This is a genomic window from Pedobacter kyonggii (genome assembly GCF_004310665.1).
Lineage (GTDB): Bacteria > Bacteroidota > Bacteroidia > Sphingobacteriales > Sphingobacteriaceae > Pedobacter > Pedobacter kyonggii.
The window spans coordinates 15,828-32,362 of the sequence record NZ_SIXF01000011.1; the positions used below are offsets into that span (position 1 = coordinate 15,828).

A 16,535-nucleotide genomic window follows, 5' to 3' on the forward strand; every position below is an offset into this window, starting at 1 on the left:
TAGCGCTTTTATGTGGGGGTGAAAGCAGGGAAGATCCGCTTCCGGATCGTAAATGATGTGCCTGCAGACATCGGATATTTTGTTGCGGAATGCTGCGGCGGCTGGGGTTTATCCTGTTGAAGGTTAACGCGATTGGGGTGTCAAATGATATTTAGATAGTAAAAGTAAGATGCTGAGTTCGAAGAACGGACAAGGAGGTTAGATTTTCGAGCCTGCCATCAACCATCGGCAATATTATATTTTCGTTTTTAATGATAAGCTATTTCTAACAATTGCTACCAGCTATATGATAGGTAGTTAGCTTAAAAAAAATAAATTGAAAAGTACTTTGAATTACAAAGTAAATATGTAATTTTGTTAAAAAAATCAAGATGATGACAGTTCAGGAAAATTTAAGTGAAAAAAAATTGTTTACCCATTTGCTGGTGAAAAGAATGCTGCTTGTTGGCGCAATCGGATTGGTGATGGTCAGTGTTTTTGTTATTGGAGCTGGAAAAGGTGATCCTGCATGGGGAAGTAACTGGCGTATAAAACCGCTTTTGCTCACGCCTTTGTTTGGTGCGTTTATCGGGCTGCTTTATGACTTAACTGAGCCACTTAGAAGAATAAAAGGGTGGATAGGTGCGGTCTTTTATGTTTTGAGCATTTTTGCTGTAATGGTTGGGTTGTGGATGGGGCTGATACTCGGTCTTAATGGCACGATGTGGGATTGATTTTCTTTATCGCTGTTCTGAAATGGCATATTTCGATATCTGAACGGATTGATGATATTACCGCACTTCATTCTTTGAGGTGCTTAGCGTCTTTGATAATTTCAGGTAAGAGCAAAGATATTGATTTAGATCTTTTCCTAAACTTATTCAGTTGGCGGCAGACTGGAGTTCTCTTTTTTCTAACTTAGATAATCGCAAGAGCTTAGAGACTTTGTCAATGTATAATTTTGTCCCTAAAATCAAGGACTGCTTAATGATATCTGGTATATTTTGGGTAGAAGAGCTAGAGATTCTAAACTCCTTAATGAACTCTTCAGTAGGACTGGAACGTTTTGATAGCTTGTAAAAACTGGACATTACTTATTGTAGTATATTAGAAGTGCTTGTTGTCTTGAGAAAAGCAAAGAGGGGGCATTAGTTTTTTTGCTTTTCTCAAATTGCAGACGGATCAAGGCATATGATTATGATCCTCAGGCTATCAATCTGTAGCTGATGTCCCGTCAGCAACTTATACCTTCCCTGATCTTGAAGTATCGGCCCCTTAAAATTGTTATATCACGCAGACGCTTGCTTCCTCAGGTATAGTTACTTTATCTACTGGAAAATTCTGTTCTTTCTTTATTCCCTTCGGCTTTCCACCGTATACACAAAGCTATCAGCCTTATAATAGCCAAGGTTATATTCTATCGGTCGCTCATCTATATCGTACACGAAACGTTTGCGGAATAAAATAGGGGAGCCAATATTGGTTTCCAGTTTAGCCGCAATGAATTCGTCGGCCAGCAACGCACTGATTTCCTCTTTTGAAATCATGGCGATAATCCCGTGTGATTTTTCCAGCATCTCGTAGAGCGGTGCTTTGTAGTCTTCATCGCCTGTAAGCCTTACAATGGGGTGGAAATAGGATTCGAAATATACGAACGGACCTTCCGGACGGCCTCTGAGCCGAACAAGTTTCAGTATTTTCTTGTCTTCCTTGATCCCAAAAAAGCTGGCTATGCGCTTTTCAGGCATTACCCAGCTCACATGCAGTTCAAAGTTTCTGATCGGAATGCCACGGGCGCTCATTTCCTGTGAAAAACTCATCCAGTTTTTCGACTTTGAACTTAGCGACTTAGATTCAACAACCCTAGTTCCAACACCTTTTTTCCGGATCAGCAATCCATCATAAACCAATTTATTGATTGACTGCCTTAATGTGGTCCGCGAAATGTTCAGGTCTTTTGATAGCTCAACCTCGTTTGGCAAAAGTTTTCCATCAATATATTCAGGAGATTCAATCAGTTTCCTGAGCAATTCCTCCGCCTGGATATGAAGCGGTACTTGGCTTTTATGATCGATTCTAAGTTTCATAATCATGACAATATTAAAAAAAAAATATCTTTTTAAAGTATGTGTATACATATTTTAGTTTGTTTAGCTTCTTTCAGTTCTGTAAGGCAGCTTTTATTGGGAAAAAAATTAAAAAATATTTGGATAATAATTTTTTAACAATACATTTGTATGTACATACTAATGAATGTATAGTCTAACCAGATTTTAATATGCTTCAAAACGATATCAATCTTGATTGTTTGCAAAACCAGTGTCAGGCAGCTTGGATAGATTAAACAATGGAGATGAAAATAACAGATTTCTTGCCAGCATCAATGCCATCATTTATCCATCAATCATTACCAATAAGATTGTAAATGCAGGTCAGGAATACAGAATACATACAATTAAAACATGCAAAAGGATCATTTTGACAATTCCCCAATTTTAAACACCACTATGTCTATCGAAGAACCCTTAAGAAAAACCGAGCAGGAGATAATGCCTGAGCGAATTGATAAGATTGCAAGAGTAAACGGTTATGATATATATCCGTTTTTTAACCTCGGAGATCAGAAAATTTTTTCAGGTATTGAGTCCTTGTGTAATTATATCGTTGAACAAAAGACCGTAGTGGTAGACGGTTATGCAGGCGTATATTGGGAGAGGTTAGTGACAGCTATAGCAGCTGAAATGCAATCGAGGAGTTTACAGACCCATATTATTGATCTGAGTGAATCAATGAAGCCTGAAGCAGAAATCCTCCGTATGACAGCTCCTTTTGTGGGGCAGGAAGATTCGGTTTGGGGCAAGAAAACCACGCTAACGCTTTTGGATTATTTTGATAGGGAATACTTAAGCGCTATTCGTCCAAACCCGGATGCCAATATTAACATCATTATTGGTTCTGGTGCATCGTTGGCCGGATGGGACGGGAAACTGATTTATGTAGACCTCCCGAAAAATGAACTTCAGCACCGGATGAGTGCAGGTTCAATCTGTAATTTGGGAATGGCCACAGTGCTCGAACAGATGGAAATGTACAAGCGTTTTTATTTTGTTGACTGGGTTGTGTTAAATAAGCACAAGAAGGAACTGTCTAACCAGATCGATGTTTTTGTGGATGCGCAATGGGATAATCATTTGAATTGGGCGTTCGGGAAAGATATCCGTAACGGGATGAAAACAATGTCGAACTCGGTGTTTAGGGTCAGGCCATGGTTTGCACCTGGCGCATGGGGAGGGCAATGGATGAAAAAACATATGCCCCAGCTTGATCAAAACGAAGTTAATTATGCCTGGTCATTTGAGTTGATCGTACCCGAAAACGGAATTGTATTCCAAAGCAGCGGTTTGCTGCTTGAAGTCTCTTTTGATACCCTGATGTTTAATCAAAATAAAAATGTCCTCGGGCGTCATGCCGAACAGTTTGGAGAGGAGTTTCCGATCAGATTTGATTTTCTGGATACCTTTGATGGAGGAAACCTTTCTATTCAGTGTCATCCCAGCCTAGAATATATTAAAGAGCAGTTCGGAGAACGGATCACTCAGGATGAAACCTATTATATACTGGACTGTAAAGAAGATGCGTGTGTTTACCTTGGTTTTCAGGAAGATATTAAGGAAGATGATTTTAAAAAGGTACTCGAAGATAGTAACCTGAACGGCGTTGAACTTGATATTGAGAAATATGTCCAGGTTCATAAAGCCAAAAAACACGACCTGTTCCTGATCCCCAACCGCACCATACATAGTGCAGGTGCGCAAAACCTTGTGCTCGAAATCAGCGCTACCCCATACATTTTTACCTTCAAGATGTACGATTGGTTGAGACTTGGTTTAGATGGGAAGCCGCGTCCCATCAATATTGAACATGCCTTTAAAAACCTTGATTTTTCAAGAAAAGGAGCAAAGGTACAACAGGAACTGATCGCTAAACCAATTGTCCTTTTCGAAAACGACGGGGTGACCTGTTATCATCTGCCTACACATCAGGATCATTTTTATGATGTCCACAGGCTGGACTTCAATTCGTCTGTAGCTGTTGAAACGGAGAATGTTTGCCATGTTTTGATGCTTGTAGAAGGATCTTCGGTCAGCGTAACAACTGCTGACGGCTCAAGCATGACTTTTCAATATGCGGAAACCTTTGTAATCCCGGCTGCTGCGGAAAGTTATACCATTGTCAATCACTCGGGTCAGCAAGCGAAAGTGATTAAAGCTTTCTTAAAATAAATATCATGATTGGACAAGAACAACATACAGCGATTAAAAAGAGCAGTTCCTATTTGTACCTGGTTTGCCTGGTGGCAGCTTTGGGTGGCTTTTTATTTGGCTTTGACACTGCTGTAATTTCGGGTACAATAAGCCTGGTAACACGGGACTTCGGGCTGGATGCGATAAGTGAGGGGTGGTTTGTAAGTTGTGCGCTTTTAGGCTGTATCATTGGCGTAATCATTTCGGGTAAGCTGAGTGATAAGTTCGGCAGAAAAATAGTATTAATTCTATCGGCATTTCTTTTTCTTATCTCTGCACTGGGCTGCATGTATGCAGGCACTTTCTCTTCCCTGATTGCATTCAGGTTAATCGGGGGAATTGGGATTGGTGTAGCCTCGATGGTATCTCCGCTTTACATTTCTGAATTTGCTCCATCCAGGCTTAGGGGAACAATGGTGTCTTTGTACCAGTTGGCCTTAACGATAGGTATTGTAACGGCTTATTTTACGAATGCTTACCTGGCTAGCCATAGCGGGGAAAATTTTTCTGGAGTGGTTGCTGAAAAAATATTATCTCAAGAGGTTTGGCGTGCAATGCTTGGTCTTGGGGCACTCCCTGCACTCGTTTTTCTATTCTCATTATTTCTTGTCCCCGAATCTCCAAGATGGTTACTTTCTACGGGAAAGAGGGATAAAGCAGAAAAAATTCTGATCAAAATTGACGGCGAAACGGCAGCCAGAAAAGAACTTGACGCCTTTGCTACCCAGGATGTGACCACAGTGGAAGGCTCCTTGAGAACATTGTTCAGGCCGGTTTACCGTAAGGCATTATGGATTGGCTTATTATTGCCTTTTCTGTCGCAGGTTTGCGGTATCAACGCCGTTATATATTATGGTCCAAGAATATTGGAGCAAGCCGGCTTTACCCTGAACAACGCCCTTGGTGGTCAGGTAACCATCGGTTTTGTGAATGTGGTCTTTACTTTTGTGGCCATATTCACTGTTGATAAGTGGGGCCGGAAACCGCTGCTGTATGTGGGCATTGGTGGAGCAGTGATTTCGTTGGTTATTATTGGTCTGTTGTTCCAGTTCGGTGTAACTTCAGGTCCATGGATACTGATTTTTATCCTGGCCTTTATTGCCTGCTTTGCTTTTTCTTTCGGCCCGGTTTGCTGGGTAGTTATCGGTGAAATATTCCCCAACGGAATCCGTGGCAAGGCAATGTCTTTAGCTACACTAACCCTCTGGATCGGAAATTTCTTCGTCGGTCAGCTTACCCCGCTCATGCTTCAGGGACTGGGCTCATCCTGGACCTTCTGGATATTCGCTATCTGCTGCTCACCGGCGCTATATCTCACCTGGAAACTTATTCCGGAAACCAAAGGGCGCTCACTGGAAGAAATAGATAGCTACTGGCAGGAAGATTACCTAAAGAAATAAGAAAAATACAACAGCCCTCAAAACTAACCTAATATTTCAGATGCTATAACCGCATCATCCTTAATCAAAATGTTATGAGACATAAACTTTACCAAATCAAAAAACTAAAACGATTGCCCTTCAGGCAGCTCGTGGTACTGGTTTCAATACTGGTTCCATTTAGCGCCGGAAACCTCGAGGCCAGAACACTGAACGCCCCACATGCACTATTCGGTACGCGGGAAATTTCCGTTAGTGGAAAAGTAGTGGATGAAAAGGGCATTGGGCTTCCGGGAGTAAGTGTGCAGATCAAGGGCACTACAGTCGGGGCGGTAACTGATGCCAATGGTATTTATAGCGTTTCCGTACCAGATAATCTGGCTTCCAGAAGTCTTACATTTTCTTATTTAGGCTATGTTAGCCAGGATATTCCTATTGCTGGCCGGAAAACCATCAATGTACAGTTGAAAGCTGGAGGAGTAAATGCCCTTGATGAGGTGGTGGTAGTTGGTTACGGAACTCAAAAAAGAGTATCGATTACAGGTGCCGTAAGTACGATAGATGCAAAAAATATTGAAAACAAGCCTGTGTTAAACGCTTACCAGGCTTTGCAGGGCGAATCACCAAACCTAATCATTCAGCAAACCAACCTCAACCCTGGCAGCAACGTCACGGTAAACATCAGGGGAGTGGGTACGCTGGGCGACAATACACCATTAGTTGTTGTAGATGGTATTGTTGGTGGAAACCTGAATACGATCAACCCGAACGACATTGCCAGCGTTTCAGTATTAAAGGATGCAGGTGCTGCGGCTATTTATGGCTCAAGGGCTGCAAACGGGGTTATCTTAATCACCACAAAAGCAGGTAAGCTGAATCAGAAAACCACCGTTTCCTATAATGGAAGTTATGGCATCCAGGATGCCAATGTTTTAGTGCATAAGGTTCCCGCCTGGCAGAATGCTTATTATAAAAACGAATCGCTTGTTAATTCAGGTCTTAGTCCGGCCTACACTCCTGACCAGATTCAACAATTGAAAGATAAGGGTGATGGTACCTGGGAAATAGAACACCTGTTACGCGATGCGCCGCAACAGTCGCATAACGTCAATATTTCAGGCGGTAGTGAGAAAAGTGCTTTTTTTGTATCCGCAGGTCTTCAGGATCAGGAAAGCAATTTTATTGGTAATGGTGGTGAAGGCGCAAACTTTGGATATCAAAAATATAACTTAAGGCTTAACCAGACAAATGTTATCGGCAAGCTAAGAACCAACTTCATCCTCTTGTACACCAAAACCAGGAACAAAACCAATAGTGTGGGCGATAACAACATTTTTGCCGATGCCAACAGGGTGCCGGCTAATTTTAATTGGCAGGATGAAAACGGAAATTACCTGACCAATCCTTTTGCTTCGCAATACAACGAATATGGCGTATTGGAGAAAGGCGGCTTTAACCAGGCAGACAATGATGAGATTTTTGGCTCATTCAATGGGCAGCTTGATATCACAAAAGATTTGAGACTAACCGGTCAGTTTGGTGGTACGCTACAAAATAACGGTACCTTTTTCCGCAGAACACAGGTGAATTACCTCCCTTCGGGCGTGTATGGTGATGACCGCACGGTGCTTGATGCAAATAGCAAATCACAGCTCTTCAATACAAAAGTTTACCTGGAGTATGGAAAGAAAATTGCTGATCACGATTTTAAAGTACAGGCTGGGGTAGAAAGCGAAAACTATACTCAGCGTGGGTTCCAGTTGCAAAAAACACTTACAGATCTGCTGTTGGGTACGCCCACCACAGGTACACTGGTTGACCCGATCAACTCTAACAATAGCCTTGGTATAAATGCCTATAGCCTCGTTTCTGCATTGGGTAGGCTAAACTACAGCTTTAAAGATCGGTACTTCCTCGAAGCGAATGCCAGATATGATGCATCTTCTAAGTTTGCGAAGGGAAACCGCGGCAGTTTCTTTCCATCAGTAAGCGCTGGCTGGATTCTGTCCAAAGAATCTTTTATGCAATCAATTGAAAAGACTGTAAATTTATTAAAACTGCGTCTGTCTTACGGCGTAGTGGGTAATCAGAATGTTGGGAATTTCCAGTATCAGACTACTTATTTCAATTATGCAAGTGCCTATGGTTTTAATGATGTTCCTGTAGGCGGGGCGGGCACTCTGTTGTCCAACCGTAATTTAACATGGGAGAAAGCCTCTACACTCAATATTGGTTTGGATGCCGGCTTTTTCGATAACAAGCTAACTGCCACTTTTGAGTATTTCAATAAAGTAACCAGAGATATCCTGCAACCAAGACAAGATATTCCTGCTATTTTTGGCGCAGCAACTCCCGATTTTAACGTTGCCAAAATAAGAAGTAAAGGCTGGGAGGCCTCGTTAACCTACAATCTGCGTGGAGAAAAAGTAACTCAGAGTTTCAGTCTCAATTTGGCAGACAATCAGAATAAATTACTTCAGTTATCGGGTGGTGCTACTGAGCAGATCATTAATCAGGATGTGTTCCAATTGCTGAGACGTGTTGGTGAACCGATCACTCAATATTATGGATATGAAACTAACGGGTTTTTTCAGAATCAGTCCGATATCAACAATTCACCAAAAATTGCAGGCAATGCTGTAGTTCCCGGTGATGTAAAATTTAAGGATCTGAACAATGATGGCGTGATCGATGCGAAAGACAAAACCATACTTGGAAATCCCTTCCCGAGATATACATTTGGATTTACCTACCGGTTGGCCGTAAAAGGATTTGATCTTCAGTTGTTTATCCAGGGTGTAGGCAAGCGGGAAACATTTTTACGTGGTGAGCTTGTAGAACCTTTTCACTATGGTTACGGCGCAACGGTATATGAGCATATGACCGACTATTGGAGTCCAGGCAATCCTGATGCCCGTTATCCGATTTTTGCCAACATCGGATCGCCATCCAATACCAACAACTGGAGAACAGGTTCCGATCTATATAAATATGATGCTGCTTATGTCCGTCTGAAAAATGTGAACATTGGTTACACCTTGCCGCAAACCTTGACCGGTAAAATTGGCATAAACCGTTTGCGTGTTTCACTTATCGGACAAAATCTGTTTACGCTGAGTAAACTTAAATTTATTGATCCGGAAACTTCAGAATTTGGAAATAACCTAAGCACAGGTTCCAGTTCAAATAGTGCCAGGCAGTATCCGCTGCCAATATTCTACGGCGCTGGTTTGGACATCACCTTTTAATAATCATGGTTAGCATTACTCATATGAAATCGATATTCAAAAACCTAATTATAGCACTTGCCATCCTTGCCATTGCAGGATGCAAAAAGCTTGACATTGCACCTACAGACCGTTTTTCGGACCTGACTTTCTGGACTGTGGACGTTAATGTAAACAATGCACTCAACAACAATTACAGTTTGCTTTATAACAGTTCGCTATATTTCGAGCCCGAAGCACTTTCAGATAATGCCTATTCGCCATCAGGCGATTTAAACCTCATTGCAAGTGGTAATGCCACTTCACTAACTGCGAAATTTGCAGGAGACTGGGCAAGCTATTACCGGACGATCAAATCGGTAAATATTTTTCTGGAAAATGTAGATCAAAATAAAACGCTTCCGGCAGCAACCATTGCCAGAATGAAAGCGGAAAACCAGTTTATGAGGGCATTTGCCTTGTTTAACCTGAGCAAGTGGTATGGTGATGTGCCGCTTCCGGATCGCGACCTGACGCCTGAAGAAGCACAGGTGATTCCACGTACCCCGAAGGCTGCGGTAAGCGACTACATTATTGCCCAGCTTGAAGCGGCTATCCCAAATCTGCCCAGTAAAGATCAGCTTCCTGCCAGTGAGAATGGCAGGATAACAAAAGGTGCTGCGCTTGCCTTACAAATGAGAACATTACTTTATCAAGGTAATAAGATGGCTGAGGTGGTGGCAATTTGCGAGAAACTGATCAACAATCAGTCTACCTACGGAACATATGCCTTAACACCAAGTTATAGTGCATTGTTCAGCGACCCGGCTACCAATAAGAACAACAGTGAAAGCATATTGTCGCTTCAATACGTACCCACCGTAAGGACCTGGCAAAACTTCTGGGATTTCGCACCGAGAACAGTAGGCGGGAGGGTAAGTGCTATGGCGCCAACCCAGGAATTGGTCGATGATTATATCATGCTCAACGGTAGGGGAATTAAAGATGCTGGTTCAGGTTATGTGGAAAGCAATCCATATGTTAACCGTGATCCAAGACTTACTGCTACAGTGGTTTACGACAGGTATAACTGGGTAAATCCAAACAATACGACCAAAACAATTTATATCAGACCAGGTTCAGATCCGGTTCAGCCCGGACTGGATGAATATTCACCAGGCTCGCAAAGTGCATCGGCAACGGGTTATTATTGGAGGAAATATTTTGATCCGATTGCCTTGTCAAGTTTCGTGTCCGGAAATAATTTACACCTGTTCCGTTATGCTGAAGTACTCCTTACTTATGCAGAAGCCAAGAACAGTCTTGGACAGATGGATGCGGCGGTTTGGGCAAAAACAATTGGTGCACTTCGCTCAAGGGCAGGTTTTACCGATCCCGGGGCTTTAAGTTTTCCTTCAGGGGACCTGACCAATGTGATCCGTCGTGAACGCAGGGTAGAGCTGGCAATGGAAGGTTTAAGGGTAGATGATATCAGACGCTGGAAAATAGCGGAAACCACCATGAACGGTTTCGCTCACGGGGCAAAATTTGCGACCGACCAGTCGGTAGATGGGGGCTACATCAGGACCCAGCAACGTAAGTTCAATCCTCAGCGGGATTATTTGTGGGCGGTGCCATCCAGTGAGATCGGTCTCAATAAAAATTTAACTCAGAACCCAGGCTATTAACGGATCAAGACATGAAAAATCTAAAAATAATATTCGCCTTAACGCTGCTTGCATGCTTTGCAGTAGTTTCCTGCAAAAAGAATGAAAAGGATTTAAATGAAAACATTAGTCCTATCGGCGCTTTAACTTTGCCTGTAAATCAGGCTGCAATAAAACTGACGCCTTCCAATGCTGCGGCTTCGCAACAATTTAAGTGGACATCAGCAACGCCTGAAGACGGCGGACTGATTCTTTATGAAGTGGCCTTCGATAAAGAGGGTGGCAATTTCTCGGCTCCGGTATTTAAAGTGGTGTCTGATGGTGGTGGTGTACAACCTCAAGTTACCATATCCCACAAAAATTTGACCAGGATAGCGGCATTATGTGGCATTAACTCCTCTTCTACCGGTAAGGTGAACTGGACGGTTATTGCTTCGAAAGCGAGCAACAGGAAAGTTGGTCAGGAAATCAGGACGATTCAGCTTGAGCGGCCCGCGGGATTTGCTGAAGTGCCAACAGACCTGTATTTAACCGGATCTGCCAGTGAAGGGGGCGATGAGCTATCCAAGGCGGTGAAATTCAAAAAACTTGAAGAGGGGGTATTCGAACTTTACACTTCTTTAAAAGCTGGAACCTACTTCCTTACCGATAAAACGGCCCAGACAGGAAGAAATTTTTTTACAGAAGGCGCTTCAATAAAAGAGGGAACATCCAGCATCACGGTAAGCGGTAGTGCAAAGCCTTATTATATCAAATACGATTTCAACGTAGCCAGTGTGATTGAGTTTAGCGAAGTTCAAAGCGTAGGTCTTTATATGTCTGCTTATGGTAATGAAATTGGCCAGCTAAGTTACACTTCAGGGGGTACCTGGCAGTCGGGCATTATTCCTGTTGTATTTTATCAGTTTTCGTGGGGTAGGGATGAACGTTATAAATTTGCGCTTCATACCTCGTCCGGTATCAAATATATGGGTAGCAGCAATGAGAACAATGTAAGCCCTGTCGGGCAGCCTGCGTCTTATTTTTACCTGAATCCGGTGAGCGCTGATCAGTGGAACAATACCTATAAATTCAATCCATTTGCCGATAATAAAAGCATAAAGGCAACTGTTAGTTTAAGTGCTACCGATCCATACACCCATAATATTGTTGTCCAATAATCATCAGTGCCCTGTTTTTCGGGAAATACCGGTGAATAAAAGATATGCCATGAAAAAAATATTTAAAAATACACTGCTGATTATTGCACTCTTCGCCGCCGTCTCATGCAAAAAAGGAGCAGATCCGGTACCTGTAACACCTCCACCGGTAGACCCGCCGGTGGTTCCCGGATCTCCGGTAAATTATCTTCAGCAGGCAAAGGATACACATGCCTTTACGGTCAATAACCTGCTGACAGCAAGTTACGGCTATAGGGCGAATACCACTTCGAAATCAAATAATTGCTATGAGTGGTATAATGTGAGCCAGATCTATGCTGATGCCGCAATGGTGGCTGCAGGAGAAACGAGCTACCTGGTTTATATGAATAATACCTTTAAATTCATGGATAACATGTGGGATAAAAAGGATTTGAGAGGCGGCTATTTTGCATCGGTAAACCTTGATGGAACAGGAGCAGGAGGCGATAAGTATGTAGACGACAATGCCTTGAGTGGGATGGTTTACCTGGAAGCTTATGACATCACCACCGGTGCAGATAAACAGGCTTACCTTGCCAAGGCCAAGGCTTGTGGAGATTGGCTGATTAACAGCGGCCTTTGGGACAATGTGTACGGCGGCGGATTTTACTGGAATACGCTCAAACCGGAAAAACCTACCCAGACCAATGGACTTACCTTACAATTGTTCCTGAAGTTGTACAGTTTGACCGGCGAATCCATTTACAGGGATTGGGCCAGGCAGGTGGATACCTGGCTTACCGCAAAGATGTTCGATCCAAACACCGGGTTATATATCTGGAAGATAGACGGGCCGGGTGAAGGTACTAAACGTACACAGAAATTTACTTACGATAATGCCATCATGATAGAGGCTTTTATCTTATATAGCAAGATTATGAACGATCCTTCTTATCTGACTAAAGCACAAAACCTGGGTAGAGCGATGAACACTACCTTATGGAACGCAATTTATAAGGGTTATGTTTTCAATACTGCCGAGGCGAGAATCAACCCGGCATGGTGCGCATGGGGCTCTCAGGCAATGATCCGGCTTTACGAGGTTGATAAAAATCCCGACTGGCTGATGTACGCCAGGGAAAACATTAACCGGTTGAATATTGCAAACCGAAATTCTACTAACCTGGGCTACTATTTTTTCGCCGGCTTTGACGGACAAAACCGTTCTACAGAGATGGAAACGGTAGACCAGGCCTGGATGCAGAGAATTCAGGCGATGTTGTCAAAATACCAATAATCAGAATCTTTAATTATGAAATTAGGCTATAAATCAGTATCTCTAGTTATTTTTTTGCTCGTCACAGCACTCACTTCATTTGCGCAGGATTTATTGAAATATGTGAACCCGAATATCGGAACTGCACATAGCAGATGGTTTTTTTATACCCCTGCAGCAGTTCCTTACGGCATGGCGAAGCTTGCCCCCTCAACAAATGGTAGTTATGGTAACCTACAGGGGTGGGAAGCCGTAGGATACGATACCCGGCACAACTCTATAGAAGGATTTGTCCATTTTCACGAATGGCAGGTAGGGGGCGTCAGTTTTATGCCGACCGGTGGAATGTTGAAAACTGTTCCCGGCGAACTGGACAAACCCGGAAGCGGATACCGCTCGGCATTTGACCGTAAGAATGAAGTGGCGCAGCCCGGATACTATTCGGTGATATTGGATGATTTTAAAATCAAAGCAGAACTTACTGCCACCAAACGGGTTGGATTTCACCGTTATACCTTTCCTCAAAGCAGTAGTTCCAGAATCATTTTATCCATTGGCAATGTTCAGGGCGAAAGTGGTCCGATAACCGATGCATCAGTAGAAATGATTGATGCCACCCATTTTCAGGGCTTTGTAATTACTTATCCTAAATATGTGAAAACATATGATGAAGGCGGTCGTGTTGCGATGTATTTCTACGGAGAACTTAGTGAAAAACCTGCTGAAGTTGGCGCATTAAATAAGGAAGTTGCCACTGCAGGTAAAAGGTCTTCAAAAGGAATAGGAGCTGGATTGTTTTTAAATTATAAAACCACTGCAAATGAAAGTATCGAAATTAAAGTAGGGCTTTCTTATACTTCCGTTGCCAATGCCAAACTTAATCTCAAAACGGAAGCAGAACATTTAACCTTTGCCGGGGCAAAAGCCGCTGCTCAGGCCCAGTGGAATGCGGAACTGGGAAAGCTAAGCGTATTTGGCAAAAACGGGTCTGACAAAACAAAATTCTATACCGGACTTTACCACGCTTTGCTTGGTAGAGGAATAGCAAGTGATGTTAATGGTGAATTTCCACGACATGACGGTAGTATCGGGCAACTGCCTAAAGATGCTGAAGGCAGGTTCAGTTACAATTTTATGAATACAGACGCCATTTGGGGCGGGTTCTGGAACATTACCCAGTTATGGGCATTATCTTATCCTTCGCATTATAGTGATTTTGTGCATACCCAGCTTGAAATTTATAAAGAAAGGGGTTGGTTTGGTGATGGGATTGCAAACAGTAACTTCGTTTCTGGTGTGGGAACAAACTTTGTTGGACTGGCCATTGCCGGAGCTTACCAGGCTGATATCAGGGATTATGATTTAAACCTCGCCTACAAAGCGGTATTAGGCAACGAACTGAATGATCAAAACCGCCTGGTAGGATCGGGAAAAATGGATACCCGCAGTTTTGTAGCTAAAGGTTATGTGCCATTTTTAGACGCTGATAAAACCGATTCTACAGGATCGCATTTTTCAGGGTCGCATACTTTGGAGTATAGTTACAGCGCTTTTGCGGCTGCACAGCTGGCTAAAAAGCTTGGTAAAAACGAAGATTATAATAAACTTCTTCGCTTATCGAATGGTTGGCGAATGATCTTTGACCCGGAGCTGAAGCTGGTAAGACCTAAAAATGCAGATGGGAAATTCATTGATAAATTTAATCCACTGGAAGCCTGGCGTGGTTTCCAGGAAGGAAATGCTACGCAGTATACCTTTTATGTACCGCAAAATCCTCAAGGTCTGATTAAACAGATTGGAGTAAAAACTTTTAATGAGCGTTTGAACAATATCTTCGAAACCTCGCAGAAAAATGCTTTTGGTGGTGGCAAAACCATTGATGCTTTTGCGGGTATCCAATCACTTTATAATCATGGCAATCAACCCAACCTGCATATTAGTTGGCTGTTCAATTACTCCGGGGCGCCATGGTTAACCCAAAAATGGACAAGGGCAATCTGCGATGAATTCTATGGCACTGAAAGTATCCATGGGTATGGCTATGGCCAGGATGAAGATCAGGGTCAACTGGGTTCCTGGTATGTAATGGCTTCAATGGGGCTGTTTGATGTGAAAGGATTGACTGATGCCAGGCCAACCATCCAGATTGGAAGCCCTGTGTTCGATAGGTCTGAAATAACGCTGGGAAATGGGAAACGACTGATTATCCACGCAGAAAATAATAGCAAGCAAAATGTATATGTACAGTCTGCTACCTGGAACGGAAAGGTGCTTAACAATGCCTGGCTGTATAGGGATGAGCTTATGAAAGGTGGTACACTACGCTTGATTATGGGCAACAAACCCAATAAAATCTGGGGCATAAATGTCCAGCCGCCTTCTGCCCAGTAAATTGACAGGTTTTTGTTAAACTGATTTCAACAAGATATGAAATACTTATTGATCATCACCATGCTGGTGTTGTCACGGGGAAGCTTCGCCCAGCATTTTCAGTCAGGTAGCTTTTATACACAAAGAGCTGATAGGTTTTTTGAAAAAGTATGGAAAAATTACCGGCTGAAAAAATATCCAGGTCTTTTCAGCGAACACTTTCCCAGGGGTGAAAAGGTGGATCTGGATTACTTTCAAGGTTCGAACGTTAAGGAAAAAGAGGTTAGTTTCTTGTGGCCATTTTCGGGTATGTTCTCTGCAGCAAATATATTGGTCAGGTATCCTCACCTAGAGAAAAAATATAAGAAATACCTGGACACCTTAGCTATCGGGGTTTGGGCTTATAGGGACACTACACGTGTGCCGGCAGGTTACCAGGCATACCCTGCGATGTTGGAAAAATCCGACCGTTATTATGACGACAACGCACTGGTTTGTATCGATTATTCCGAAGCCTATTTAAATACAAAAGATTCCCTTTATGTAAATAAAGCAAAAGAGGTTTTTAAATTTATCATAAGCGGCTGGGACGAAAAATTGGGTGGTGGAGTTTACTGGTTGGAAGGTCACAAAGATCAAAAGCCTGCCTGTAGCAACGGGATGGCTACGCTGGCCGCACTGAAATTATATCAGGCTACGAGTGATCCGGTTTATTTGAATTGGGCAAAACGTTTTTATCAATGGATGCAGTCGAGGTTACGGAATCCCGATGGCATTTATTACAATGATGTTAAGATGGATGGCAAGCCCAACGAAACCTATTATACTTACAATACCGGTTCAATGCTGGAGTCTGCTGTTTTGTTGTATGAGTTTACAAAAAATCCGGACTACCTTAAGGAAGCACAGCTCGTTGCTAAAAATGCTTATTCTTTTTTTTCCGAAGGAAAAAATGGTACACGAACGTTTAAAATCGATCTTCCCTGGTTCGTCACAATTCTTTTTCGTGGCTATGAGGCATTATATAGGCTGGATAACAACCCGGCATATATTAAGGCGATTGCTTCAAGTTTAGATGAAGCCTGGGCAAAATCGTCTGACCGATATGGCTTTTTAACTGCAAAGTGGGCGACTGATGAGGCTTCTAAAAGGAAACCAAAATGGTTGCTGGATGAAGCTTGTATTGCTGAACTCTATGCCAGGATAGGCCTGTTGGATATTAAAAACTAATAA

General features: G+C 42.7%; 10 protein-coding genes. 9 read left to right on the forward strand and 1 reads right to left on the reverse strand.

Annotated features, from left to right (window positions below; translation table 11 throughout):
- Window positions 1–371 precede the first annotated feature (371 nt).
- A complete protein-coding gene (locus tag EYS08_RS12830) occupies window positions 372–713 on the forward strand; it encodes a potassium transporter KefB (RefSeq protein WP_131030419.1) in 342 nt (113 codons plus the stop codon).
- 618 nt (window positions 714–1,331) lie between these two features.
- Here EYS08_RS12830 and EYS08_RS12835 read toward each other — a convergent pair.
- Complete coding sequence (locus EYS08_RS12835) at window positions 1,332–2,066, reverse strand: GntR family transcriptional regulator (protein WP_131030420.1); 735 nt, start codon at window positions 2,064–2,066, stop codon at window positions 1,332–1,334.
- A gap of 420 nt (window positions 2,067–2,486) precedes the next feature.
- Here EYS08_RS12835 and EYS08_RS12840 point away from each other — a divergent pair, with 420 nt between their 5' ends.
- The 8 genes from EYS08_RS12840 (at window position 2,487) to EYS08_RS12875 (ending at window position 16,532) form a co-directional block, all read left to right on the forward strand.
- On the forward strand, window positions 2,487–4,262 hold the full coding sequence (locus EYS08_RS12840; protein ID WP_244215946.1) for a class I mannose-6-phosphate isomerase: 1,776 nt from the start codon (window positions 2,487–2,489) through the stop codon (window positions 4,260–4,262).
- A gap of 5 nt (window positions 4,263–4,267) precedes the next feature.
- Window positions 4,268–5,683, forward strand: coding sequence for a sugar porter family MFS transporter (locus EYS08_RS12845; protein WP_131030422.1), 1,416 nt, complete (start codon window positions 4,268–4,270; stop codon window positions 5,681–5,683).
- A gap of 74 nt (window positions 5,684–5,757) precedes the next feature.
- Window positions 5,758–8,910, forward strand: a complete 3,153-nt coding sequence (locus EYS08_RS12850) for a SusC/RagA family TonB-linked outer membrane protein (protein ID WP_165456447.1) — start codon at window positions 5,758–5,760, stop codon at window positions 8,908–8,910.
- Window positions 8,911–8,933: 23 nt separating this feature from the next.
- Window positions 8,934–10,556 carry a RagB/SusD family nutrient uptake outer membrane protein gene (locus tag EYS08_RS12855; RefSeq protein WP_131030423.1) on the forward strand — a complete coding sequence of 541 codons (1,623 nt, stop codon included), beginning with the start codon at window positions 8,934–8,936 and terminating at the stop codon, window positions 10,554–10,556.
- Window positions 10,557–10,567: 11 nt separating this feature from the next.
- Window positions 10,568–11,695: a SusE domain-containing protein gene (locus tag EYS08_RS12860; protein WP_131030424.1), complete on the forward strand. Its 1,128-nt coding sequence runs from the start codon at window positions 10,568–10,570 to the stop codon at window positions 11,693–11,695.
- Between the two features lie 49 nt (window positions 11,696–11,744).
- Entirely contained in the window at window positions 11,745–12,953 is a 1,209-nt protein-coding gene (locus EYS08_RS12865) for a glycoside hydrolase family 76 protein (RefSeq protein WP_131030425.1), read from the forward strand.
- 15 nt (window positions 12,954–12,968) lie between these two features.
- On the forward strand, window positions 12,969–15,323 hold the full coding sequence (locus EYS08_RS12870) for a GH92 family glycosyl hydrolase (protein WP_131030426.1): 2,355 nt from the start codon (window positions 12,969–12,971) through the stop codon (window positions 15,321–15,323).
- Window positions 15,324–15,359: 36 nt separating this feature from the next.
- The gene (locus tag EYS08_RS12875) at window positions 15,360–16,532 is read left to right on the forward strand and encodes a glycoside hydrolase family 76 protein (protein WP_131030427.1); all 1,173 of its coding nucleotides are present in this window, start codon (window positions 15,360–15,362) and stop codon (window positions 16,530–16,532) included.
- Window positions 16,533–16,535: the final 3 nt, after the last annotated feature.

Coding starts and splice junctions, on each gene's coding strand:
- EYS08_RS12830 (WP_131030419.1), top strand. CDS start 372: ATGATGACAGTTCAGGAAAATTTAAGTGAAAAAAAATTGTTTACCCAT.
- EYS08_RS12835 (WP_131030420.1), bottom strand. CDS start 2,066: ATGAAACTTAGAATCGATCATAAAAGCCAAGTACCGCTTCATATCCAG.
- EYS08_RS12840 (WP_244215946.1), top strand. CDS start 2,487: ATGTCTATCGAAGAACCCTTAAGAAAAACCGAGCAGGAGATAATGCCT.
- EYS08_RS12845 (WP_131030422.1), top strand. CDS start 4,268: ATGATTGGACAAGAACAACATACAGCGATTAAAAAGAGCAGTTCCTAT.
- EYS08_RS12850 (WP_165456447.1), top strand. CDS start 5,758: ATGAGACATAAACTTTACCAAATCAAAAAACTAAAACGATTGCCCTTC.
- EYS08_RS12855 (WP_131030423.1), top strand. CDS start 8,934: ATGAAATCGATATTCAAAAACCTAATTATAGCACTTGCCATCCTTGCC.
- EYS08_RS12860 (WP_131030424.1), top strand. CDS start 10,568: ATGAAAAATCTAAAAATAATATTCGCCTTAACGCTGCTTGCATGCTTT.
- EYS08_RS12865 (WP_131030425.1), top strand. CDS start 11,745: ATGAAAAAAATATTTAAAAATACACTGCTGATTATTGCACTCTTCGCC.
- EYS08_RS12870 (WP_131030426.1), top strand. CDS start 12,969: ATGAAATTAGGCTATAAATCAGTATCTCTAGTTATTTTTTTGCTCGTC.
- EYS08_RS12875 (WP_131030427.1), top strand. CDS start 15,360: ATGAAATACTTATTGATCATCACCATGCTGGTGTTGTCACGGGGAAGC.